Annotated in this window: 20 protein-coding genes; 11 read left to right on the forward strand and 9 right to left on the reverse strand. The window is 60.9% G+C overall.

The features are described 5' to 3' along the window. Window positions 1-4: 4 nt before the first annotated feature. The 7 genes from RlegSU303_RS25060 to RlegSU303_RS25090 all read right to left on the reverse strand — a co-directional run bounded on the left by RlegSU303_RS25060 (window position 5) and on the right by RlegSU303_RS25090 (window position 8,679). Entirely contained in the window at window positions 5-1,753 is a 1,749-nt protein-coding gene (locus RlegSU303_RS25060) for a glycerol-3-phosphate dehydrogenase/oxidase (RefSeq protein WP_131718463.1), read from the reverse strand. 37 nt (window positions 1,754-1,790) lie between these two features. Then, window positions 1,791-3,320, reverse strand: a complete 1,530-nt coding sequence (locus RlegSU303_RS25065; protein WP_168279336.1) for an FGGY-family carbohydrate kinase — start codon at window positions 3,318-3,320, stop codon at window positions 1,791-1,793. A 36-nt stretch (window positions 3,321-3,356) separates the two neighbouring features. Continuing rightward, window positions 3,357-4,199, reverse strand: coding sequence for a DeoR/GlpR family DNA-binding transcription regulator (locus RlegSU303_RS25070; protein WP_131718461.1), 843 nt, complete (start codon window positions 4,197-4,199; stop codon window positions 3,357-3,359). Window positions 4,200-4,348: 149 nt separating this feature from the next. After that, entirely contained in the window at window positions 4,349-5,296 is a 948-nt protein-coding gene (locus RlegSU303_RS25075) for a D-ribose ABC transporter substrate-binding protein (protein ID WP_003550839.1), read from the reverse strand. Window positions 5,297-5,407: 111 nt separating this feature from the next. After that, window positions 5,408-6,460 (reverse strand): ABC transporter permease, encoded by a 1,053-nt coding sequence (locus tag RlegSU303_RS25080; protein WP_011648984.1) that lies wholly within the window; start codon window positions 6,458-6,460, stop codon window positions 5,408-5,410. Window positions 6,461-6,481: 21 nt separating this feature from the next. Then, window positions 6,482-8,026, reverse strand: coding sequence for a sugar ABC transporter ATP-binding protein (locus RlegSU303_RS25085; RefSeq protein ID WP_131718460.1), 1,545 nt, complete (start codon window positions 8,024-8,026; stop codon window positions 6,482-6,484). After that, window positions 8,023-8,679 (reverse strand): DUF2291 domain-containing protein, encoded by a 657-nt coding sequence (locus RlegSU303_RS25090; RefSeq protein ID WP_131718459.1) that lies wholly within the window; start codon window positions 8,677-8,679, stop codon window positions 8,023-8,025. The genes RlegSU303_RS25085 and RlegSU303_RS25090 overlap by 4 nt, the downstream gene beginning before the upstream one ends. Before the next feature lie 49 nt (window positions 8,680-8,728). Here RlegSU303_RS25090 and RlegSU303_RS25095 point away from each other — a divergent pair, with 49 nt between their 5' ends. From RlegSU303_RS25095 to ligD, 11 genes are all read left to right on the forward strand, one after another. Continuing rightward, the gene (locus RlegSU303_RS25095; RefSeq protein WP_231283890.1) at window positions 8,729-8,932 is read left to right on the forward strand and encodes a hypothetical protein; all 204 of its coding nucleotides are present in this window, start codon (window positions 8,729-8,731) and stop codon (window positions 8,930-8,932) included. Between the two features lie 505 nt (window positions 8,933-9,437). After that, the gene (locus RlegSU303_RS25100; protein WP_131718457.1) at window positions 9,438-11,012 is read left to right on the forward strand and encodes an FGGY-family carbohydrate kinase; all 1,575 of its coding nucleotides are present in this window, start codon (window positions 9,438-9,440) and stop codon (window positions 11,010-11,012) included. A gap of 32 nt (window positions 11,013-11,044) precedes the next feature. Beyond that, window positions 11,045-12,556, forward strand: coding sequence for a glycerol-3-phosphate dehydrogenase (locus RlegSU303_RS25105; RefSeq protein ID WP_131708152.1), 1,512 nt, complete (start codon window positions 11,045-11,047; stop codon window positions 12,554-12,556). Window positions 12,557-12,567: 11 nt separating this feature from the next. After that, window positions 12,568-13,500, forward strand: coding sequence for a sugar phosphate isomerase/epimerase family protein (locus RlegSU303_RS25110; protein WP_131718456.1), 933 nt, complete (start codon window positions 12,568-12,570; stop codon window positions 13,498-13,500). Window positions 13,501-13,570: 70 nt separating this feature from the next. After that, complete coding sequence (locus tag RlegSU303_RS25115) at window positions 13,571-14,506, forward strand: sugar-binding transcriptional regulator (RefSeq protein ID WP_017956515.1); 936 nt, start codon at window positions 13,571-13,573, stop codon at window positions 14,504-14,506. A 100-nt stretch (window positions 14,507-14,606) separates the two neighbouring features. Further along, a complete protein-coding gene (locus RlegSU303_RS25120) occupies window positions 14,607-15,383 on the forward strand; it encodes a DeoR/GlpR family DNA-binding transcription regulator (RefSeq protein WP_131718455.1) in 777 nt (258 codons plus the stop codon). After that, window positions 15,380-16,150, forward strand: coding sequence for a triose-phosphate isomerase (locus tag RlegSU303_RS25125; protein WP_131718454.1), 771 nt, complete (start codon window positions 15,380-15,382; stop codon window positions 16,148-16,150). The genes RlegSU303_RS25120 and RlegSU303_RS25125 overlap by 4 nt, the downstream gene beginning before the upstream one ends. Before the next feature lie 11 nt (window positions 16,151-16,161). Then, the gene (derI, locus tag RlegSU303_RS25130; protein ID WP_017996196.1) at window positions 16,162-16,617 is read left to right on the forward strand and encodes a D-erythrulose-4-phosphate isomerase; all 456 of its coding nucleotides are present in this window, start codon (window positions 16,162-16,164) and stop codon (window positions 16,615-16,617) included. A gap of 460 nt (window positions 16,618-17,077) precedes the next feature. Then, on the forward strand, window positions 17,078-17,977 hold the full coding sequence (gene ku, locus RlegSU303_RS25135) for a non-homologous end joining protein Ku (RefSeq protein ID WP_131718453.1): 900 nt from the start codon (window positions 17,078-17,080) through the stop codon (window positions 17,975-17,977). Between the two features lie 12 nt (window positions 17,978-17,989). Then, window positions 17,990-18,808 carry a non-homologous end joining protein Ku gene (gene ku, locus RlegSU303_RS25140; protein WP_017956509.1) on the forward strand — a complete coding sequence of 273 codons (819 nt, stop codon included), beginning with the start codon at window positions 17,990-17,992 and terminating at the stop codon, window positions 18,806-18,808. 8 nt (window positions 18,809-18,816) lie between these two features. Beyond that, window positions 18,817-19,860: a non-homologous end-joining DNA ligase gene (gene ligD, locus RlegSU303_RS25145; protein WP_131718452.1), complete on the forward strand. Its 1,044-nt coding sequence runs from the start codon at window positions 18,817-18,819 to the stop codon at window positions 19,858-19,860. Window positions 19,861-19,962: 102 nt separating this feature from the next. On the opposite strand, the gene RlegSU303_RS25150 is transcribed toward ligD, so the two are convergent. Next, complete coding sequence (locus tag RlegSU303_RS25150; RefSeq protein ID WP_131718451.1) at window positions 19,963-20,259, reverse strand: YciI family protein; 297 nt, start codon at window positions 20,257-20,259, stop codon at window positions 19,963-19,965. Continuing rightward, complete coding sequence (locus RlegSU303_RS25155; protein WP_017956506.1) at window positions 20,256-21,104, reverse strand: dioxygenase family protein; 849 nt, start codon at window positions 21,102-21,104, stop codon at window positions 20,256-20,258. The genes RlegSU303_RS25150 and RlegSU303_RS25155 overlap by 4 nt, the downstream gene beginning before the upstream one ends. Window positions 21,105-21,112: the final 8 nt, after the last annotated feature.

Here is a 21,112-nt window from a genome sequence, read left to right on the forward strand (position 1 = left end):
TGGGTTAGCCCGAGGCCGGGCGGGGTGCCTTTTCCGGCTCGGCGGCAATTTTGCCTGTCAGTGCTTGGCCGTGGAAGCGGCTCAGCTGGCTGACAACGTCCTGGATTTCGCTTGCCGTGCGTTCGCCGTCCCAGCCGAGCGCTGACCCGGCAACGCCGGCGATTTCCCGCAGGCCTTCCAGCGTCAACCGGCCCTCGATCGCAAGCGTCGTGCGGCGCATCACGATGTCCGACAGGTGGATAACGAGTTCGTTCCGGGCGATCCAGTCGATCTCCCGGAGGCTGTAACGTGCAGCACCCGTCAGGCGCTGTTCGTCGGAATAGCCTGAAGAGGAAGAAAGCAGGGCCACGGCCGTCGTGCCGTAGCGGCCGAGCAGTTCGTCGGCACGCGCGGCAGCAACGCCGCTGCGTGACGCGGTATCCCTGATCCAGGCGCTACGTTGCTCAGCAGCAGCCGGAAAGGCCTTACCGCCGCCGATCGCCAGATAGCGTGTCGACTGGCTGCGGCCGCGCTGCAGCCGGGAGAGAACGGTGTCGGCGACCTCTTCCGCAAAACCGCGGAACGTCGTCCACTTGCCTCCGACCAGCGAAATGATCGGAAACGGTCTGCCGCTCTCTGGCTCCTTTACCGGCGCGGAGTGATCGCGGCTGATCAGCCCCGGTGCTGTCGCATCCGATGCCGGCAGCGGGCGGATGCCGCTATAGCTGTAAACGATCTGATCGCGATCGAAGCGGAGCGTCGGCAGAAGCGAGCGGATGCTTTCGAGGAAATACTCCGTCTCCGGCTCCTCGCAGGAGACATTGTCCGGATCACCTGCCGGAATGTCGGTCGACCCGACCAGCGCCAACCCGAGATAGTCGTAGACCAGGCAGATGCGGCCGTCGTCGGCCTCGAAATAGATCATATGGCCGTTGAGGCTTCGCACCAATTCGGGATGGTCAAGCAGGATATGGGAACCCTTCGTGCCGCCGATCAGCCGCGATGGAGCGCCGAGCAAAGTGTTGACGTGATCGATCCAAGGACCTGCCGCATTGACGACTAGCTTGGGAGCGACGCTGAACTCGCGACCATCGGGTTGCCGGAAGGTCAAACGCCCTCCTGAAACGGCAGCCAGTGTCGCGAAATTTGCCGCGAGGCTCCTCGCATTCACATCGAGACCATCACGCACGAGCTCATAGACGAGCCGCTCCGGCCTGCTGATCTTGGCATCGTAATAGATGCCGCCGGCGACGATGGCGGGGGTAATATGCGGCATCTCCTTGCGCGCCTGTTTCTTCAGAATCAGCCGGTGACGCGGCATGACCTGGTCGCGCGAACCGAAGAAGTCGTAGAGCCGAAGCCCGATCTTGATGAGAACCGCACCACGGCTGCGCGGCGCCGTCTTCGACCCGAAGAGCGTCCGGATCGCTGCCCAGATGCCGCGGGTCCAGGAAAAGACCGGAATGAAGGTCGGCAGCGGCTCGACGCAATGCGGCGCGTTCTTGAGCAGGAGGTTGCGCTCAAGCGTCGACTGCGCAACCAGTCCGAACTCACCCGTTTCCAGATATTTCAAGCCGCCGTGAATGAGCCGCGATGGTGCGGCGCTCGTGCCGGAGCCAAAGTCGGCCTTGTCGACGATCAGGCAATTGACACCCTGTAGCGAGAGGTCACGGAACAGGCCGGCGCCGTTGATGCCCGCCCCGATGATCAAAACGTCGATATCGTTCTCGCCGAGATTCGAGAAGCGCTGCTGCAAATCGGGGGTCATGCTCATCGTCCTAAATCGCCCGCCGCAGCAGGCATCTGTCTTTTCAGTTTGCCGATTGCTCCGGCGCAAGCGCGGCAATCTTCGGCCAAAGGGGGATCATCGCGTCGGCAATGTCGCGGAACACTTGGTAACGCTTTTCATAGTCCGCGCTGCGCGCCGCATCCGGCCGGCAAGTCTTCGCGATGGAAGCCGTGTCGCGTGGATCGCTCTGCGGATCGGCGAAGACCCCGGCGCCCGACCCGGCACAAAGCGCAGCACCCCAGGCAGCCGCCTCATCCGTCTCGGTTACCGTGATCGGCATGCCAAGCACATCGGCAAACATCTGCACGACGGCAGGATTGCGCGAGACGCCACCGGCGAGCCGCACCTGATCGAAGGCAAAGCCGTCGCGAAGCGCGTCGACATGAATGCGATGATTGAAAGCGATGCCCTCAAGCACGGCGCGCAGCATGTCGCCGCGGTCGTGCCATCCACCGAGCCCGAAGAATCCGGCGCTGGCTGCTGCGCCATAAGGCGAGCCGAACAGATAGGGATGGAAGAGCGCGGTCGAGGGGCGGTCGAAGGCGGCGTCGATCTCGGGCGCCAGCAGGGCGTGGATCGAGTTGCCTTGCACCTCGCCATTCTTGCGTTCGGCAGCGCAGAGCGTGTCGAGAAACCAGTCGTAATTGGCTGTCGATGCAGGTGAGATCGACATGCTGTTCCAAATGCCGGGCGCAATCCCGTTGCGGCAGAACCAGCGTCGGTCGACACGCGGCTCCGACGAAAGCGTCTCATTGATCGAATAGGTCCCGGCAATGACCGCGACAACGCCCTTGGCATAGCCCCCGGCCCCGAGCGCCGAGGCCGTGACGTCGTGCAGACCGGCAACGACAGGCGTTCCTTCGGCAAGGCCAGTCAGCTGCGCGGCTTCACGGGTCACGCGTCCGACGATCTGGTCGGAGCGCGAGGCTGGCGGCAGGGCGTGGACGAGATCCTGCAATCCAAACAGACGAAGGGCGTCCTCACTGTAGTTCTGCGTTTTGACATTGGTGAAGGAGGTGCTGGCTTCGGTGCGGTCCGTACCGATGATCCCGGTGAGGCAGAACCGCAGCCAGTCCTTGCAGCTGCAGAAATGGCCGATGCGCTTGTAGCGCTCAGGCTCCATGTCGCGGATCCAGGCCAGCAATGCCGATGGCGCGGAGACGTGCGGGATCTGCCCCGTCAGTTCGATCGCCAGGTCGGCAACATCGCTCTCTGTCCACCGGTCGACGATCGCCCCTGCCCGGCTGTCCAGCGAGAGAATGGCCCGGCCGAGCGGCTTGTGGACGTGATCGAGCAGGTAGATGCCGTCTCCATGTGCGGTAGCGGCAATGCCCTCTATGTCGCTTGCCGGCCGTCCGCTAAGGGAAAGCGCTTCGCGGATGGCATCGGCCGTCGCGTTCCATAATTCATTCATGTCGCGCTCGATATGCCGGGCCTTCGGAATGAACTGCGTGACGCGGCGCCGCGCGACTGCAAGCGGCGTGCCGTCGATATCGAAGATGACCGCCTTGGTGACGGTCAAACCACTATCGATCCCGAGCAGTGTCGGCATTTAAATTTACCTCACGAGGAGCAACGGACGACGCCGTCAGGAGCGCCCTCCGGCGCCCCTGGCGATGACCACGTTGATATCTCTGGACCGCATGCGGTCGATGTGCACCGGCTGGGTCTTGTCGTCGACGATAACGACGTCGAACTCATCCAGTGCTGCGAAACTGTGGAGTGCACGTCGTTCGAACTTGGTATGATCGGCAAGCAGGATGCGTTTTACGGAACAGTCGAACATGGCGCGCTTGGTATCGACTGTCTCAGGAGACTGATGCAGCACCGTGCCATCGCTGATCGCCGACATCGAGATGAACGCGACATCGGCCCTGAGAGCCTTGATCTCGTTGATGGTCATGCGACCCATGAAAGCGTTGCACCAATTGTAATACTGGCCGCCGAGTGCGAGCAGCGTCACGTCATGCAGGCCCGTCAGCGCATTCATCAGGGTCAGGGAATTGGTGATTGCCGTGACCGGCGCCTTCGAAGGCAGATGCGCCGCCATCTGAAGAACCGTGGTCGAGTCATCGAAAAAGATTGCCTGTCCCGGTTCGACGAATTGCATTGCCGCCTCGGCGATCAGCTTCTTTTCGGCCGACTGACGGTTCGAGCGATAGACGTCGCTGGATTCGATAAGATTGGTTGCCGCCGCCGTGACGATACCGCGCGTCTTCCTGAAGAGGCCGCGGCTGACGAGTTCATCGACATCGCGATGAGCTGTCATCAGGCTGATCCCAAAGCGGTCGGTCAGGTCTTCAATCCGCATCGAGCCTTCACCCATCACGGCCTCTGCAATCATGCGGCGGCGCGCGATCTGGCGCGTCTGCCGGCTGTCGCTGGTGAGCTGGTCCAACAGATCGTCGTCCCGGCTGGTCTTCTGTGTCACGGGTCACCCCTGTCGCTGAATTATGGATCCCAGCTTCGTACAGTGATTGCCGCGCCAAGGCAAAAAGGCGAAGCGCAACCGGAGGTTGGATCGTCGGCCATCGCTTCCAGCATGAAAATGAGGGCGCTCTTGCGAGCGCCCTCTTCCCTTTACTGGGCCAGAACGAACGGGCCAGTGTACTTGTCGATGTTGTCCTTGGTGATCAACAGGCAATCGAAGAGCTGCTTCTCGCTCTTGGCACCGGTGTTACCCGTCTTGATCAGATTGTCGGCCTGCTTGACGGCTTCTTCGGAGAAGACGGCAACCGGTTGGAGGACGGTGTATTGGAGTTCGCCCGCCTTGATGGCGGCAACCGCATCCGGCGAACCGTCGAAGCCGCCGACCTTCACATTGGCGAGCTTGCCGGCTTCCTTGAGCGCGGCGATCGCACCGAGCGCCATTTCGTCATTGCCCGAGATGACGCCGACGATATCCGGGTTGGCCTGCAGCATGGACTGCATCTTGTTGTGGCCCTGGGTGCGGTCCCAGTTGGCAACTTCCTTGGCGACCTTCTTCAGATCCGGATACTGCGAAAGGACAGTCTCGTAGCCATTCGACCGCGTCGCCGCGTTGTTGTCGGACGGAGCGCCGAAGAGTTCGGCATAGTTGCCCTTGTCGCCGATCGCCTCGACCCATTGCTGCGCGCCGAGGGCGGCACCCTGTGCGTTGTTGGAAACAAGCTGCGCCTTGGCCAGGCCTTCCTGGTTGATTTCGGCGTTGACGAGGATGACCGGGATGCCGGCAGCAACGGCCTTCTTGACCGCACCGACGGAACCGTCAGCGTTTGCCGGGTCGAGGATGATCGCCACCGACTTGTTGGTGATCGCCGTATCGATCAGGTTGCTTTCGGTATTGGTGTCACCCTTGTGGGCGTTGACCGAGGCCGTGTAGCCCAGCTTTTCGGCAGTTGCCTTGGCGACATTGCCTTCCGTCAGCCAATAGGGATTCGACGGATCATTGACGATGATCGTCATCATGCCCGCTGCCCAAGCCGAGCTTGCCAGAAGCGGTGCTACGGCCGCGGCGGCCAGAAGTATGCGCATGCCTTTCTTAAACATAGTCTCTCTCCCATTTGTGAGCTCAGTTATTGCCGGTGATCCGGCGTTGCTTTCCCCAATCGGCTTCGTGGATTCCAGCCTGCCGTCGTGGATAAGTTTCAGTCTCAGCCGTCAGGACGATTTGACCCGGCGGCCGTATTGGATGCTGTTCATGAGGACGGCGAGAACGATCACAGCGCCGGTAAATACGGTCTGCCAGTAGGCCGAGACGCCGATGATCACGAGGCCGTCCGAAAGAAAACCGATGACGAAGGCGCCGAGCATCGTGCCGCGAACCGTACCGCGGCCGCCGGTCAGCGCCGCGCCGCCGATAACCACGGCTGCGATTGCCGTCAGCTCGTAGGTTGTGCCTGCCGTCGGACCGGCCGAGGTCAGCTGCGAGGAGAGGACCAGGCCGGCGATTGCGGCACAGACGCCCGAAAGCACATAGACGATGATCTTCACGCGCTTGACCGGGACGCCGGAGAGGTCGGCGGCCCGCTCGTTACCACCAGAGGCGTAGAGCCAGCGGCCGAAGGCGGTGCGGCTCAGCACGATGCCGCAAATGATGGCGAGAACCGCAAGCACGATGACCCCGATCGGAATGCCTGCGAGCCGGTTGAAGCCGAGCCAGTCGAAGCCGGTATTGCCGAGTTCCGGACGGCCGCCGAGATTGTTGTAGGTCAGGCCGTTGGTCATCAAGAGCGCGATACCGCGGGCGACGTAGAGCACGCCGAGCGAGGCGACGAAGGCCGGCACCTTGAGATAGGCGATCAGCACGCCGTTGACTGCACCGACCAGCGCACCGAGCGCACATGTGATGACGACGACGGCCCAGACCGGCGGATAGAGAATGACGCCGAAATAGGTGAGCGTGACGCCCTGCATCAGGAAACCGGCAATGCAGCCTGCAAGCCCAAGCGTCGAGCCGACCGAAAGGTCGATGCCGCCATTGAGGATGACGAGCAGCATCCCGATCGCCAGAATGCCGAAGATCGCGACGTGCGACGCCATGATCAGGAAGTTGTTCAGAGTGAAGTAATAGGGCGACAGGAATGAGAAGACCGCGATGATGACGATCAGCGCGAAGAAGGCCCGGCCCTCCAGGATGAGACGCACGATATTGGTATTGCGCTTCGGCCCGCTGGAAACTGATTTCTTTTCGGTGACGTTCGTGACTGACATAATCAGTGCTCCATACTCAGGCTAGTGCGCGACCACGGCTTCGCCGGAGGCGGCCATGATCTTTTCCTTGGTGACATCCGAGCCGAACTCGGCCGATATCCTGCCGCGATGCATGACGATGATGCGGTGCGCGATGCTCAGGCATTCATTGACTTCGGACGTCGAATAGATGACCGCCAATCCCTGCTTGGCGCGCTCCGCGAGCAACTTGAATACTTCCGCCTTGGCGCCGATGTCGATGCCGCGGCTTGGCTCATCGAGCAGGATGACTTTCGGCTGGGTTGCCAGCATCTTGCCGATGACGACCTTCTGCTGGTTGCCGCCGGAGAGCGAGCCGATCGAAGCCGCGCCGCCATCGGTTTTCACATGCACCCGCCGGATCGCGTCATTGACGAGATCGCGCTCCCGATGGCCGGAGGTGAAAAACCCTTTGGTGAAGGCGCGGATACTCGCAAGCGACAGATTGGAGCCGACCGTCATCGTCTGGACGAGACCGTCGCGCTGGCGATCTTCGGGCACGAGCACGAGACCGCTGGCAATGCGCCCGGCTATGCTGAGCCCACTGACGTCCTGTCCTTCGAGCAGAACCTGTCCGCCGCTTGCGCGCAGACGTCCGGCAACGCACTCGAGCAGTTCCGTGCGCCCGGCGCCCATCAGCCCGTAGATGCAGACGATCTCGCCGGCACGCACCTTGAGAGACAGACGATCGACTGCATTATAGGCGGCGCCGGAGGGACCGGGGACACTGAGATTTTCGATGGAAAGCGACACGTTTCCGAACGGGTGATCTTCCGGCGGGCTGCCGAGGTCGAAATTCTCGCCGACCATGTTGCGGACGATCCATTCGAGATCGATATCCTTGCGCTCAGCATAGGCCGTCATGTTTCCGTCGCGCAGAACGACGGCGTGATTGGTGATCTGCAGCGCCTCTTCCAGATGATGAGAGATGTAGACGATCGACACGCCGCGGCTCGTCAGGTCGTGGATGACCTTGAAGAGCACTTCCACCTCGGTCGCGCTCAGCGCCGAGGTCGGCTCGTCCATGATCAGGATGCGCGAATTGACGGAGAGCGCCCGGGCAATTTCGACGATCTGCTGCTGGCCGAGGCGAAGATCCTCGACGCGCGTCAGCGGATCGATCTCTTCCTCGAGTTCCTCCATCAGCGCGCGGGTCTGACGCGCCTCTTCAGCGAAGTCGACGACACCGCCCTTGATGATCTCCCGGCCCATGAAAATATTGTCACGAACACTGAGATTGGGGGCGAGACTGAGCTCCTGGTGAATGATCGAGATGCCGCACTCGCGCGCATGGGTCGACGAGCTAAAGCTGATCGGCGAGCCGTCGAGAATGATCTCGCCGGAGCTTGGCTGCGCCACACCCGAAAGGATCTTCATCAAGGTCGACTTGCCCGCGCCGTTCTCTCCGAACAGCGTTGTGACCTGGCCGCGATGGATGTCGAAGTTCACTCCCTTGAGGGCGTGAACGCTGCCGTAGGATTTTGCGATGTTGCGGGCAGCGAGAACGACCTCGCCTTTCGCCCCGTTGCTGCGTTGCGGCTGGCTCATTTGAGCTCGACCTTCACCGGCGTGACGAGCCAGTTCTTGGGGTTGATGAGCTTGAAGACGCCGACCACGGTCGCCTGCTTTCCGTCCAGGGCGTCAGCATCCAGGCCTGCGAAAACCGCCTTCTTCATCTCGTTATTGATGGCCGAGCCGGCATCCTGATACTGGATCTGGTTGGTAAACTGGCCGAATTCGATGGTGCCGGTTGCATCGCGGAGGTCCGTGCCGTTGACCGCAGGGCCGGTCTGGACACGGACCACCGTCTCGGGAGGCAACCCATCGATCTTCATTTCGTTGGTGTTCGACTTGCGGGCGCCGAAAACGCCGGTCAGCGTGACGGGAATGACCGGTCCGGTGCTCGTCGCAGTGCCGTATTTCTCGGCCGCCGCCTTCTTGTCGGCGGCAATGGCGGCCGCGAGATCGGCGGCCGCAACGGCCCGCTCCTCGACATTTGCCTTGATCTTCGGGAACTGCTCGGCGCCGAAGGTTTCCGGAGAGAATGCCTGCTGCCGGACATCGTTTTCGGAGCCGATCCTGACGACCCTCGTATCGAACGCGATCGCTGCAACGACGATGACCGCCAACGCCGCGCTAACAAGGAGCGTGCGATTGCCGCTGCTCGGCTTTGATGCTGGATAATCGGGCGATGTACTCATGTCGGGACGGCCTTTGGCTTGGAATAGCGAGGTGGAGAAGGCTAGCGAGATGATGATCGCAGACAGGCTGAAGCATTGCGTCGCGCCGGAACAGAAGCCGGCGGGGCGCCCGCAAGAGCGCAACTCTGGACGAAAATTCGCATTGGAAGCCTCCTCAACAAGACCGGCGCTTGTCTCCTCCAACCGCCTGGATCTGCAAATTCTCCATCAGGAAGTGCGCTTCCGTGATAGATGTATGTTATTTATGCCGTAAATGATGTTATAAATTTTATGAGCTGTCAACGGCACTTTCACGGCAGGTCGATTAAAATACAGGGTCTCACATCTTGTTTATCACGCTGTGCTGCAGCAAAAGGAGGCAGCAAATGCTAACAGCTCCACGCATGTCATTCGATCGCATTGTGGTGGTATATAGCTGTTTTCAAATCGATATTGTGCACGTTAAGTATCGCGGACGTTGCTGTTTTCGATGCCGCACGGCAATCGCTGGGCGACACACGCGTAACATCCGTACCCTTCTATTTTAGATGAAAAAAATTACATCGCTAGAAAAATCTTACTGGCATTATGGTATCTTTATGTTATCTTTTTAAGCGAGCTTTGGTAGGTTCGGCTGCGCGCTCGATCTGAAATTAAAAACCGAATTTGGCAGCTGGATGCATCATCCCAGAGAGTTTAGGGATCGGGAGGACTTCAGATGAATTTGATGCGCGTATTACCCGCCGTGACCCTTGCTAGGATGGCGAGATAGGCCTGCAATGACATCGACCGAGAAGATCATCATTGGGATAGATGCCGGCACCTCGGTCATCAAGGCTGTCGCCTTCGATCTGTCCGGCCGCCAGATCGCCACTGCCTCCGTTCGCAACCGATACGCCACCGGAGACGATGGCTCGGCAACGCAGTCGCTGGATCAGACCTGGCTTGATTGCGCCAGCGCGCTGCGTGGCCTCGGCGAAAAAGTCCCTGATCTTGCATCACGCACCGCAGCCATCGCCGTCACCGGACAGGGCGACGGCACCTGGCTCGTCGGCCGCGGCAATATGCCGGTCGCCGATGCCTGGCTGTGGCTCGACGCACGCGCTGCGCCGACAGTCACGGCGCTCGCCGGCGGAGCGCAGAACCGTGCCCGCTTCGAGGCAACAGGCACCGGCCTCAACACTTGCCAGCAGGGCGCGCAACTCGCTCATATGGACCGCTTCGCGCCGGATCTTCTCGATCGGGCGGAGGCGGCGCTGCACTGCAAGGACTGGCTCTATCTCAACCTCACAGGCGTGCGGGCCACCGATCCATCGGAGGCGAGTTTCACCTTCGGCAATTTCAGAACACGCCAGTATGATGCCGTCGTGATCGACGCGCTCGGCCTTGACCACAGACGCGGGCTGCTGCCCGAAATCATCGACGGCAGCGAGATCAGCCACAAGCTGACATCGGAGGCGGCGAAGGCCTGCGGGCTTCTTGCCGGAACGCCGGTCTGCCTCGGCTATGTCGACATGGTGATGACGGCGCTTGGTGCAGGCGTGCGCAGCGGCGCTCGCAACGCCGCCTGCTCGACGATCGGCTCGACCGGCGTGCACTTGCGCGCCAAGTCCGTTGCCGACGTTCAGCTCAATCGTGAAGGCACCGGCTATGTGATCGCCCTGCCTATCCCCGGCATCGTCACTCAGGTCCAGACGAATATGGGCGCCACGATCAACATCGACTGGATCCTTAATGTCGCCGCCTATCTTATGGCCGAGGCAGGCAAGCCTGCTTCGCACGCAGACCTCATTGCGCGCATCGACGGCTGGTTTGCAGAAAGCCGACCGGGGTCGGTGCTTTACCATCCCTACATTTCCGAGGCGGGCGAACGTGGGCCTTTCGTCAACGCCAATGCGCGCGCGGGCTTCACCGGGCTTTCGATGCGTCAAGGTTTCCCCGACCTGCTGCGCAGCGTGATCGAAGGGCTGGGGCTTGCTACCCGCGACTGCTACGCGGCGATGGGCGCGATGCCAGAAGAGCTGCGGGTCACCGGCGGCGCAACACGCTCCGTCGCCCTTCGCCGCTCACTTTCGGCCGCCGTCAACGCACCGATCCGCCAGTCGCGCCGCGAGGAGACGGGGGCGGCCGGCGTGGCGATGATGGCCGCGGTGGCTGTCGGCGTCTATTCCAGCATGGACGATTGCATTGCCGACTGGGTGACGCCGCTGCTCGGCGATCCGGAAACACCGGATGCCAGCGAGGCCCACCGGTTCGACCGACTTTTTTCTGCCTACACCGATGTACGCCAGGCAATGGCACCCGCCTGGGACAAGCTTGCCGAAGCCGCAACGACGTCGCCGCTGGGCGCGTAATTCTGATGCAGCAGGCATCGAAGGAGCATGACATGACCGAACCCGAACTCCTGGATCTCTTCGTCATCGGCGGAGGCATCAACGGCGCGGGGATAGCACGCGATGCTGCCGGCCGCGGCCTGAAGGTCGTGCTGTGCGAAAAGGACGACCTGGCACAGGGAACGTCGTCGCGTTCGGGCAAGCTGGTGCATGGCGGTCTGCGTTACCTCGAATATTACGAATTCCGCCTGGTGCGTGAGGCGCTGATCGAGCGTGAAGTGCTGCTCAATGCCGCGCCGCATATCATCTGGCCGATGCGCTTCGTCCTGCCGCACAGCCCGGAAGATCGCCCCGCATGGCTCGTGCGGCTCGGCCTCTTCCTCTATGATCATCTCGGCGGCCGCAAGAAACTGCCCGGGACCCGCACGCTCAATCTGCTCCGCGACCCGGAAGGCACGCCGATCCTCGATCAATACACACGCGGTTTTGAATATTCCGATTGCTGGGTCGACGACGCCCGCCTCGTGACCTTGAATGCGGTCAGCGCAGCGGAAAACGGCGCCCTGGTGCTGACCCGCTCGCCCGCCGTGTCGGCCCGCCGCGAGAATGGCGGTTGGACCGTGGTCACCAAAAGCAACACCACGGGGGAGACGCGAACCTTCCGTGCCAAATGTCTGGTGAACTGCGCCGGCCCCTGGGTGATGGACATCATCAATCGCGTCGCAGGTTCGAACTCCGGCCGCAACGTCCGCCTCGTCAAGGGCAGCCACATCATCGTGCCGAAGTTCTGGGCAGGCGCCAATGCCTATCTGGTGCAGAACCACGACAAGCGCGTCATTTTCATCAATCCCTATGAGGGCGACAAGGCGTTGATCGGGACGACCGATATCGCTTACGAAGGCCGGGCCGAGGATGTTGCCGCCGACGAGACGGAAATCGAGTATCTGCTCCAGGCGGTCAATCGCTACTTCAAGGAAAAGCTGCGTCGCCACGATGTGCTGCATAGCTTCTCCGGCGTGCGCCCGCTGTTTGACGATGGCAAGGGCAACCCGTCCGCCGTTACCCGCGACTATGTCTTCGATCTCGACGAGACAGGCGGCGCTCCGCTGCTCAACGTCTTCGGCGGCAAGATCACCACATTCCGCGAGCTCGCTGAACGCGGCATGCAGCGCCTGAAGCACATCTTCCCGAACATGGGAGGCGACTGGACGGCGAAGGCGCCGCTGCCGGGCGGCGAAATTCCGAATGCAGACTACGAGAGCTTCGCAAACAGTCTGCGCGACACCTATCCCTGGATGCCGCGCAAGCTCGTGCATCACTACGGCCGTCTCTATGGCGCCCGCGCCAGGAATGTGGTTGCCGGTGCGACTGGCATAGAAGGGCTCGGGCGGCATTTTGGCGGACAGCTCTACGAGGCCGAGGCCCACTATCTCGTCGCCACGGAATGGGCCGAAACGGCCGACGACATCCTCTATCGACGCACCAAACACTACCTCCATCTGAATGAAGCGGAACGCGCGGCCTTTGGCGAGTGGTTTGCTTCCTCCCGCCTTGCCGCCGCCTGAAGGATGCCGCCATGCCGCTGACCCTTTCGCTCAATACCAATCCGCTGGTGAACCGCTTCGCCGCCCCAGACGATCTGATCGATACGGTTGCACGTGACCTGCGGATCCGCGACCTCCAGCTGACCCATGAGTTCATCAATCCGAGCTGGCAGGCGCCCGTCATCCACCGCCTGACGCGCACGATGAACGCCGCGCTGAAGCGCACCGGCGTGCGGGTTACCTCGGGCATGACGGGCCCCTATGGGCGCCTCAATCATTTCGGACATCCGGATGCCGATGTGCGCCGCTACTACGTCGACTGGTTCAAGATCTTTGCCGACATCACCGCCGATCTCGGCGGCCATTCGGTCGGCACGCAATTCGCGATCTTCACCTACAAGGACTTCGACGATCCGGCCAGACGCGAGGAACTGATCAAGATCGCGATCGATTGTTGGGCCGATGTCGCCGAGCACGCGCGCGCCGCAGGCCTCTCCTACATCTTCTGGGAACCGATGAGCATCGGTCGCGAGTTCGGCGAGACGATCGGCGCTTGCCTGTCGCTGCAGGAGCGGCTGACAGCCGCCGGAATGGCCATCCCGATGTGGATGATGGCGGATATCGATCATGGCGACATCACCTCCGCTGATCCCGATGACTACGACCCCTATGCCTGGGCACGCGCCGTCCCGCCGGTATCGCCGATCATCCACATCAAACAGAGCCTGATGGACAAGGGCGGACACCGGCCCTTCACCGCCGAATTCAACGCCAAAGGCCGCATTCAGCCGGCGCCTCTGCTCCAGGCGCTGGCCGAAGGTGGGGCCAAGGACAATGAAATCTGCCTGGAACTCTCCTTCAAGGAACGCGAGCCGAACGACCGCCAGGTCATCCCGCAGATTGCCGAAAGCGTCGCCTTCTGGGCGCCGCATATCGACACCGGCATCGCCGACTTGAACATCTGAGGCGGAGATCTTTAAAAGGCAGCACTGCGATACGGCGGAATCGCCGCATGACCTTCGAAAAGGAGCCGTGATGACGGACGCCGATGATACGCTTGCCGTGCGTGCTGCCTGGCTTCACTATGCCGGTGGCCTGACGCAGTCCGACGTTGCGCGCCGCCTCGGCGTGCCGTCGGTAAAGGCCCATCGACTGATCGCCAGGGCGGTCGCCGATGGCGTCGTCAAAGTTACCATCGACGGGGATATCGTCGAATGCGTTGAGCTGGAGATGCGGCTTTCGGAACGGTTCGGGCTTCAATATTGCGAGGTCGCGCCCGATCTCGGCGAGGAAGGCTTGCCGCTGCGCGCACTCGGCCATGCCGGTGCCGGCTATCTCAAGCGCGAGATCGAGCGCGGCGACAATACGGTGATCGGCCTTGGTCATGGCCGCACGCTTTCCGCCGCCGTGCAATATATGCCGAGGGTGAGCGCGAAGAACCTGCGCTTCGTCTCCTTGCTTGGCGGGCTGACACGAAACTACGGCGCCAATCCCTATGACGTGATGCATCGCATCGCCGAAAAGACCGGCGCCCATGCCTATGTCATGCCGGTTCCCTTTTTCGCCAATACCGGCGAAGACCGCGAAGTGCTGAAGGCGCAGCGTGCCGTCAAGGAGGTCTTCGATCTTGCCAACAATGCCGATCTGAAGCTCGTCGGCCTGGGAACTGTCGATGCAGAGGCGCAGCTGGTTTTGTCCGGCATGGTTGAACCCGGTGAAATCGACGACATCGCTGCCGCAGGCGGCGTCGGCGAAATCCTCGGACATTTTTTCGACGCCGACGGCCATATCCTCGAGACCGCGCTGACGGCGCGCACGCTCTCTGCATCTTTTCCCAAGACGAAGAAAGAGCGGCTCGTGGCGCTGGCGGGCGGACAGTCGAAAGTGGCGGCCATCCGGGCAATTCTGAATAGCCGCCGCCTTTTCGGGCTGATCACCGACGAACGAACCGCGCAGTCGCTGCTGAAGTAGCTACGGAAACACAACAATATTTGATCGCAAAATAACATAATAGATGTTGATTATCACGCATACTCCGTTATCTTAACATCAAACGAGGGTGGAGATCGGGATGAGGCGGGAAGAGCGGCAGCAGTTGATCGTCAACCTGCTCGTCGAAAACAAGACCGTCGATCTCGACGACCTTGCCGATCGCTTCACCGTGTCGAAGATGACGATCCATCGCGATCTCGACGATCTCGAGCAGGCCGGCGTCCTGCGCAAGGTTCGCGGCGGCGCAACCATTGACGCCGGAACGCAGTTCGAAAGCGACTTCCGCATTCGCGAACGCCAGGGCAACGAGGCCAAGCTGGCTATGGCCGAGACCGCGCTGGAACTGGTCGAGCCGGGTATGACGGTGATGGTAAACGACGGCTCGATGGCGGCCGTGCTCGGCGAAATGCTGCTGCAGAAGCGGCCGTTGACCTTGATCACCAACAACGCGGCGATCATGGAGCGGCTGAAAGGCGAAACCGGCATCACGCTGATCGCGCTCGGCGGCATCTACTCGGCCAAATTCAACGCCTATCTCGGCGTCGTCACCGAGGAGGCATTGTCGCGGCTGAGGGCCGACATAGCCTTCATTTCGACGCCCGCCGTCAGCGGCAAGCTTGCCTATCACATGGACGATAACGTCGTGCGTGCCAAGCGGGCGATGATCGCGTCGTCGACCAGGACCTGTCTTCTGGTCAACCATCAGCGCATCGGCCACACCGCCCTGCATGTCATGGCGGATCTGGCCGACTTCGACGCCGTTATCACCGACAGCGCACCGGACGCCGCTGTCCTCGAGGAATTCGAGCAGGCGGGCATCACGCTCACCATCGCATTAACGCAGGATCCGACATGACCGAAAAGCCGCGCTTCTGGATTGGCACCAGCTGGAAGATGAACAAGACGCTTGCTGAAGCAGAGCACTTCGCCCACGGCCTCGAAGCTGCCGATGCCGCGCGCGACCCGCGTATCCAGCGCTTCGTCATTCCGTCTTTCACAGCGGTGCGCGAGGTCAAGGCGATGCTTGCCAAGACATCGGTGAAGGTCGGCGCGCAGAACATGCATTGGGCCGACCAGGGCGCCTGGACCGGCGAAGTCTCGCCGGTGATGCTGAAGGACTGCAATCTTGATCTCGTCGAGCTCGGTCATTCCGAACGGCGCGAACATTTTGCAGAGACCGACGAGACTGTGGGTCTGAAGACCGAAGCGGCGGTTCGCCACGGTCTCATTCCGCTGATCTGCATTGGCGAGACGCTTTCCGACCGCGAAAGCGGAAAGGCCGCCGACATGCTCGCAACCCAGGTGCGCGGCGCGCTTTCGAAACTTTCTGACGCCCAGAAAAGCGCCGAAATCCTGCTTGCCTACGAGCCCGTCTGGGCGATCGGCGAGAAGGGCATCCCGGCGACTGCGGATTATGCGGATGCCCGCCAGTCTGAAATCATCGCCGTTGCCGAAACTGTGCTGGGCCGGAAGATCCGCTGCCTCTACGGCGGGTCGGTCAACCCGCAGAACTGCGAAGAACTGATCTCGAGCCCGCATATCGACGGGCTCTTCATTGGCCGTTCGGCCTGGAATGTCGAAGGTTACCTCGACATCCTGGCCAGATGCGCCGCCAAACTCTGAGGAGAAAGACAATGAAGCTTGCCATTGCAGGAGACAGTGCCGGCGAAGGCCTCGCCAAGATCCTGGCCGACCATCTGAAAGAGCGCTTCGACGTCTACGAAGTCTCGCGCACCAGCGCCGGTGCCGATCCTTTCTACGCCAACCTCTCGGATCGCGTCGCCTCAGGCGTCATCGACGGCACCTACGACAAGGCGATCCTCGTTTGCGGCACCGGCATCGGTGTGTGCATCTCGGCCAACAAGGTTCCGGGCATCCGCGCCGCCCTGACGCACGACACCTATTCTGCCGAGCGTGCAGCGCTTTCCAACAATGCGCAGATCATCACCATGGGAGCCCGCGTCATCGGAACCGAGCTTGCAAAGTCGATCGCTGATGCATTTCTTGCCCAGACCTTCGACGAGAACGGCCGGTCTGCCGGTAACGTCAAGGCCATGGATGATCTCGACGCAAAGTACAGCGCCCGCTGATCCTGCCGCGACCAAGAAAAACGGCTTGTCGGCGGCAAGATGACCTGCATCGGCTGTCTGGCCGAAGAGGTCGATGCGGTTGGCGACCTCGTCAATGCTTGATGTTGTGATCGCCTTGGTCGCCCTCGCCGGCCTTTGCTTTCGTCTTGGCCGTTTGGCAGCTAGCGAGCGACCGACGTCATCGCTCTCCTTAAACTGTCCCTGCTTATTACGGCGGACATAGCGTCGTCGGTGCCGGTATCGATCAGTTCGCGCTTGGTCATGTCATCTATTCCTGTGGTTGCCGTCTTCTTGAATCGCACGCCGTGGCAAAAAGATGCATCGAATCAAGAACATCTCCAGACTCGGAATACGGGAGGTTGTCGTCCGTTAAGTCCTTGAAATTAGATTCGTTTCGCGGCGGAACAATCAGCCGGGTGATTGAGTTGACTCGCGTTGGTTGTGTGAGGGAGTCGCGCAGATGGTTGCCCCGCGGGCGAATTGGAAAGGCTACATCAAGTTTGGAGAAGTTGCGTTTCCCGTCGCGCTCTACACGGCCGCATCCTCGTCCGAACGGATCGCATTCAACACCCTTAACCGAAAGACTGGCAATCGGGTTCGGCGTGAGTTCGTCGACAGCGAAACCGGCGATCCCGTCGAGCGCGAGGATCAGGTCAAAGGTTTCGAGATCGAGGACGGGCGATATGTCGTCCTTGAACCCGACGAAGTCGCGGCCGCGATTCCGAACAGCGATAAGACACTTACGGTCGAGGCGTTCATTCCCTGCGATGAAGTCGACGATGTCTATTTCGACAAGCCATACTACCTTGCTCCCGACAAGTTAGGCGGAGACGCCTATAAACTGCTGCGCGACGGCATGAAAAAGGCCAAGGTTGCTGCAATTGCTCGTACGGTCTTGTTCCGGCGTCTGCGTACCGTTCTCATTCGGCCGCGCGGCAACGGCTTGGTCGGCTCCACCTTGAACTATGACTATGAGGTCCGTTCGTCGCAAAAGGCTTTCGAGGAAATGCCGGACCTGAAGATCGAAGGCGAGATGCTGGAACTCGCCAAGCACATCATCAATACGAAGAAAGGTGAATTTGATCCGAAGCAGTTCGATGACCGCTATGAGGAGGCGGTCGCCGAGCTTGTGAAGGCCAAGATCGAGGGCCGTACGCTGCCGAAGAAGAAGGCACCCCCCGCATCAAAGCCGAGCGACCTGCTTCAGGCGCTGCGTGAAAGTGCCGGAATGTCCGCGCCCGCCAAGAACAAGCGCACCGCAGCTAACGCAAATGCCGGAAAAGGTCGCCAGAAGGCAGCGCGTGCTACATCGTCGAAGTCGCGCGGCACCGGCGCCGCTCAACACCGCCGCGCCAGCTGATCGGAGGATGCCATGGCCCTTCGTCCCCACTGGAAAGGCTACCTCAAGCTCTCGCTTGTCACCTGCCCCGTGCAGATGATGCCGGCGACCTCGGAAAACGAGAAGGTCCGCTTCCACACCTTGAACCGAGAGACGCAGAACCGCGTCGTCAGCCATTACGTGGATTCCGTCACCGGCAAGGAGGTGAAGGATGAGGACGAGGTCAAGGGCTATCAACGTGGTGAGAACGAGTACGTCATCCTGGAAGACGAGGAACTCGAAAGTATCGCGCTCGACAGTACCAAGACGATCGACATCGAAGTTTTCGCACCGCGGGACGGCGTCGACTGGATCTGGCTCGATACGCCCTACTATCTTTCTCCGGACGATCCGGTCGGCCAGGAGGCGTTTTCGGTCATTCGCGACGCCATGGCCGCCGAGAATATGGTCGGCATATCGAGACTGGTGATCTCGAGACGGGAACGCGCCGTCATGTTGGAGCCACGCGGCAAGGGCATCGTACTTTGGACGCTGCGTTATGGGGATGAGGTGCGCGACGCAGAGACCTATTTCGAGAGAGTCGATGACCAGCCTGCCGACAGCGAAATGATGCCGCTTGTCCAGCAGCTCATCAAAAGGCAGACGCAGCACTGGAGCCCGAAGATGGTTTCCGATCCGGTTCAGGATAAACTCCTCGACATCATCGACGCGAAGAAGAAGCAGATGAAAAAGCCGAGCAGGACAACGTCCAAGTCCAAGGAAAAGCAAGAGCCGGCACCGAGCAATGTCATCAACATCATGGATGCCCTGCGCAAGTCGGTCGAAGCGGAAAACCGCCCGGGGAGGCGCTAGACCTGATCATGACGCGCCCGCGCCGCCCAATTCTGCCCTTGCTCGACGAATCTCACTCGACGCTGCAGTCTCGTCCGATCCGCAAGCGCGATCCTGACCAGCCCAGTCTGCCTTTCGATCCAATGCCGTCGCGCATTGAGCCTTGCCTCGCACTGCTGAAGCCGACTGTGCCCGTGGGGCCGGATTGGCTCTATGAGGTGAAATTGGATGGTTATCGATTGGCAATCCACATCGAGCCGAAGGGCGTGCGGGTCATTACTCGCGGCGGCCATGACTGGACCCATCGCTTCCCCGCCATCGCTGCGGCAGCAAAAGAGCTTGGGGTGACGACCGCCATTCTCGATGGCGAGGCCGTTGTACTCGATGATCACGGCCGATCGGATTTTGGCGCCCTGCAACGTTCGCTCGGCGGGCGGGGCGGCAAGCGGGTATCGACCGAGTCGATCCTCGCCGCCTTCGACCTTCTCTATCTCGATGGACACGATCTGACCGGCACCGAGCTTGACGTACGCCGGCACCTGCTTGAAGACCTGATACCGGAAGGCGATGATCAGGCGATCCGCCTCTCCGAGGAGATAGAGCTGCCGGCCGAAGATCTCCTCGAGCACGCCTGCCATCGTCGTCTGGAAGGTATCATCGCCAAGCATCGCGGCCGGCCCTACGGCAGTGGTCGTACCGGCGACTGGCTGAAGATCAAATGCGTGCAGAGCGAGAGCTTCATGATCGTCGGTTATGAGCAGTCCGTATCCGCCCGCGGCGGCATCGGCAGGCTGCTGCTGGCCGGCAGACGAGGCCTCGACTGGATTTACGTTGGGTCGGTCGGAACCGGTTTCGGTGCCAGCGATGCTGAATACCTGAAAAAGACGCTGGACCGGTTGAAGACGAGCCGGCCGGTTGTTGCCCTGAAGGGCAAGCGCCTCGTCCTCGTGCAGCCGACGCTGATCGCCGAGATCGAGTTTCGCGGCTGGACGGATGACGGCAATCTCCGCCATGCCTCGTACAAGGGGCTGCGCGAGGTTCAGGACAACGCCGCTGTCTTCGATATGACCTAAAGTCTGAATCCTGTTCTCAATTAAATGGTTAGATCCGAAAGCCGCTCACACTTTTCGGCACATGGTCTAGACTTGATCACCTTCAGCAGGTCAAAACGCCGCTCAGAGACTCTCCAGAAGCAGCCCAAAACTGGGCCGCCATTCGAATATATCGACGCTCGCGTAAACACCGGAGCGGACGAAGGGATCTCCTGCGCTGAACGCCTCGAACTCGGCGAGGGATACAACTTCCGCCATCACGATTGCGGTAGAACCCTTGCCTTCCGCCGGCGGTGCGGAAGGTCCGGAAAGCAGGATGCGGATCGCCGCGCCATGCAGATAGGCCTTGTGCTCATCGAGCAATCTTGAGCGTTCGGCAGCCTTGCCGGGGTCGGATACCGCATAGCGGGCTACGATCATTGTCTATTCTCCACCGGCGTCAGCACGAAATCGAAATCGGAGCGCCAGACCGTCGGGTGATCGACACGCTGGAAAGGCGCGACCAGGCTGTTTTTCACCCCGAACACCGTATCTGATTCCAGATAGCGATCGTCGCCGACAAACGTGTGGGTTACGAGTTTCTGATACCCTGAAGCCGTGATCAGGTAATGGGTATGGGCAGGACGGAAGGGATGGCGGCCGAGGGACGTCAGCATCTGGCCGACCGGGCCATCATCCGGGATCGGATAGGAAACCGGCTTTATGCCGACGAAGCTATAGGCGCCATCTGCGCCGGTGACGAAAATGCCCCGGTTGTTCCACTTCGGCTGAATATCCGGCTGCTGAACGTCGTAGAAGCCATCGGAATTATCCGACCATACATCGATCCGGGCTCCCTCGATCGGATTGCCGTTAAGATCGAGCACTCGCCCGATGAAGAGACAGCTCTCGCCCTTGCCGTCGAGCGAGATGTTTTCACCCATCTGCCGTACGGGCGCACCTTCGACATGGAACGGTCCGAACACGGTATTTTCCGTGGCGCCTGGCGGACGCCGGTTGTTGATCGCATCCACCAGCATCGACAAACCCAGCGTATCGCTGAGCAGAATGAACTCCTGTCGCTCGTCATGGCAGAGATGGCCGGTTCGGGTCAGGAAGCCTATGGCCAGCTCCCATTCCGCCTGGGTCAGGCTGATATCCTTGGCAAAGGCATGCAGGTGCCTGACAAGCGACGCCATGATTTCGGCCAGACGCGGATTAATGTCCTGTCCCATCCGCGAGTTGACGGCCTCCGCGGATCTCTCTTCGCTGAAATATTCAGGCACGGGGCCTA

It is taken from the genome of Rhizobium sp. SU303 (assembly GCF_021052345.1).
Lineage (GTDB): Bacteria > Pseudomonadota > Alphaproteobacteria > Rhizobiales > Rhizobiaceae > Rhizobium > Rhizobium laguerreae.

Bases quoted from the DNA above. Each gene is read 5' to 3' on its own strand.
- RlegSU303_RS25085 (WP_131718460.1), bottom strand. From the start codon at position 8,026: ATGAGCCAGCCGCAACGCAGCAACGGGGCGAAAGGCGAGGTCGTTCTC.
- RlegSU303_RS25100 (WP_131718457.1), top strand. From the start codon at position 9,438: ATGACATCGACCGAGAAGATCATCATTGGGATAGATGCCGGCACCTCG.
- RlegSU303_RS25095 (WP_231283890.1), top strand. From the start codon at position 8,729: ATGATGATCGCAGACAGGCTGAAGCATTGCGTCGCGCCGGAACAGAAG.
- RlegSU303_RS25125 (WP_131718454.1), top strand. From the start codon at position 15,380: ATGACCGAAAAGCCGCGCTTCTGGATTGGCACCAGCTGGAAGATGAAC.
- RlegSU303_RS25115 (WP_017956515.1), top strand. From the start codon at position 13,571: ATGACGGACGCCGATGATACGCTTGCCGTGCGTGCTGCCTGGCTTCAC.
- RlegSU303_RS25110 (WP_131718456.1), top strand. From the start codon at position 12,568: ATGCCGCTGACCCTTTCGCTCAATACCAATCCGCTGGTGAACCGCTTC.
- RlegSU303_RS25150 (WP_131718451.1), bottom strand. From the start codon at position 20,259: ATGATCGTAGCCCGCTATGCGGTATCCGACCCCGGCAAGGCTGCCGAA.
- RlegSU303_RS25090 (WP_131718459.1), bottom strand. From the start codon at position 8,679: ATGAGTACATCGCCCGATTATCCAGCATCAAAGCCGAGCAGCGGCAAT.
- ku (WP_017956509.1), top strand. From the start codon at position 17,990: ATGGCCCTTCGTCCCCACTGGAAAGGCTACCTCAAGCTCTCGCTTGTC.
- RlegSU303_RS25075 (WP_003550839.1), bottom strand. From the start codon at position 5,296: ATGTTTAAGAAAGGCATGCGCATACTTCTGGCCGCCGCGGCCGTAGCA.
- ku (WP_131718453.1), top strand. From the start codon at position 17,078: ATGGTTGCCCCGCGGGCGAATTGGAAAGGCTACATCAAGTTTGGAGAA.
- derI (WP_017996196.1), top strand. From the start codon at position 16,162: ATGAAGCTTGCCATTGCAGGAGACAGTGCCGGCGAAGGCCTCGCCAAG.
- RlegSU303_RS25080 (WP_011648984.1), bottom strand. From the start codon at position 6,460: ATGTCAGTCACGAACGTCACCGAAAAGAAATCAGTTTCCAGCGGGCCG.
- RlegSU303_RS25120 (WP_131718455.1), top strand. From the start codon at position 14,607: ATGAGGCGGGAAGAGCGGCAGCAGTTGATCGTCAACCTGCTCGTCGAA.
- RlegSU303_RS25060 (WP_131718463.1), bottom strand. From the start codon at position 1,753: ATGAGCATGACCCCCGATTTGCAGCAGCGCTTCTCGAATCTCGGCGAG.
- RlegSU303_RS25065 (WP_168279336.1), bottom strand. From the start codon at position 3,320: ATGCCGACACTGCTCGGGATCGATAGTGGTTTGACCGTCACCAAGGCG.
- RlegSU303_RS25105 (WP_131708152.1), top strand. From the start codon at position 11,045: ATGACCGAACCCGAACTCCTGGATCTCTTCGTCATCGGCGGAGGCATC.
- ligD (WP_131718452.1), top strand. From the start codon at position 18,817: ATGACGCGCCCGCGCCGCCCAATTCTGCCCTTGCTCGACGAATCTCAC.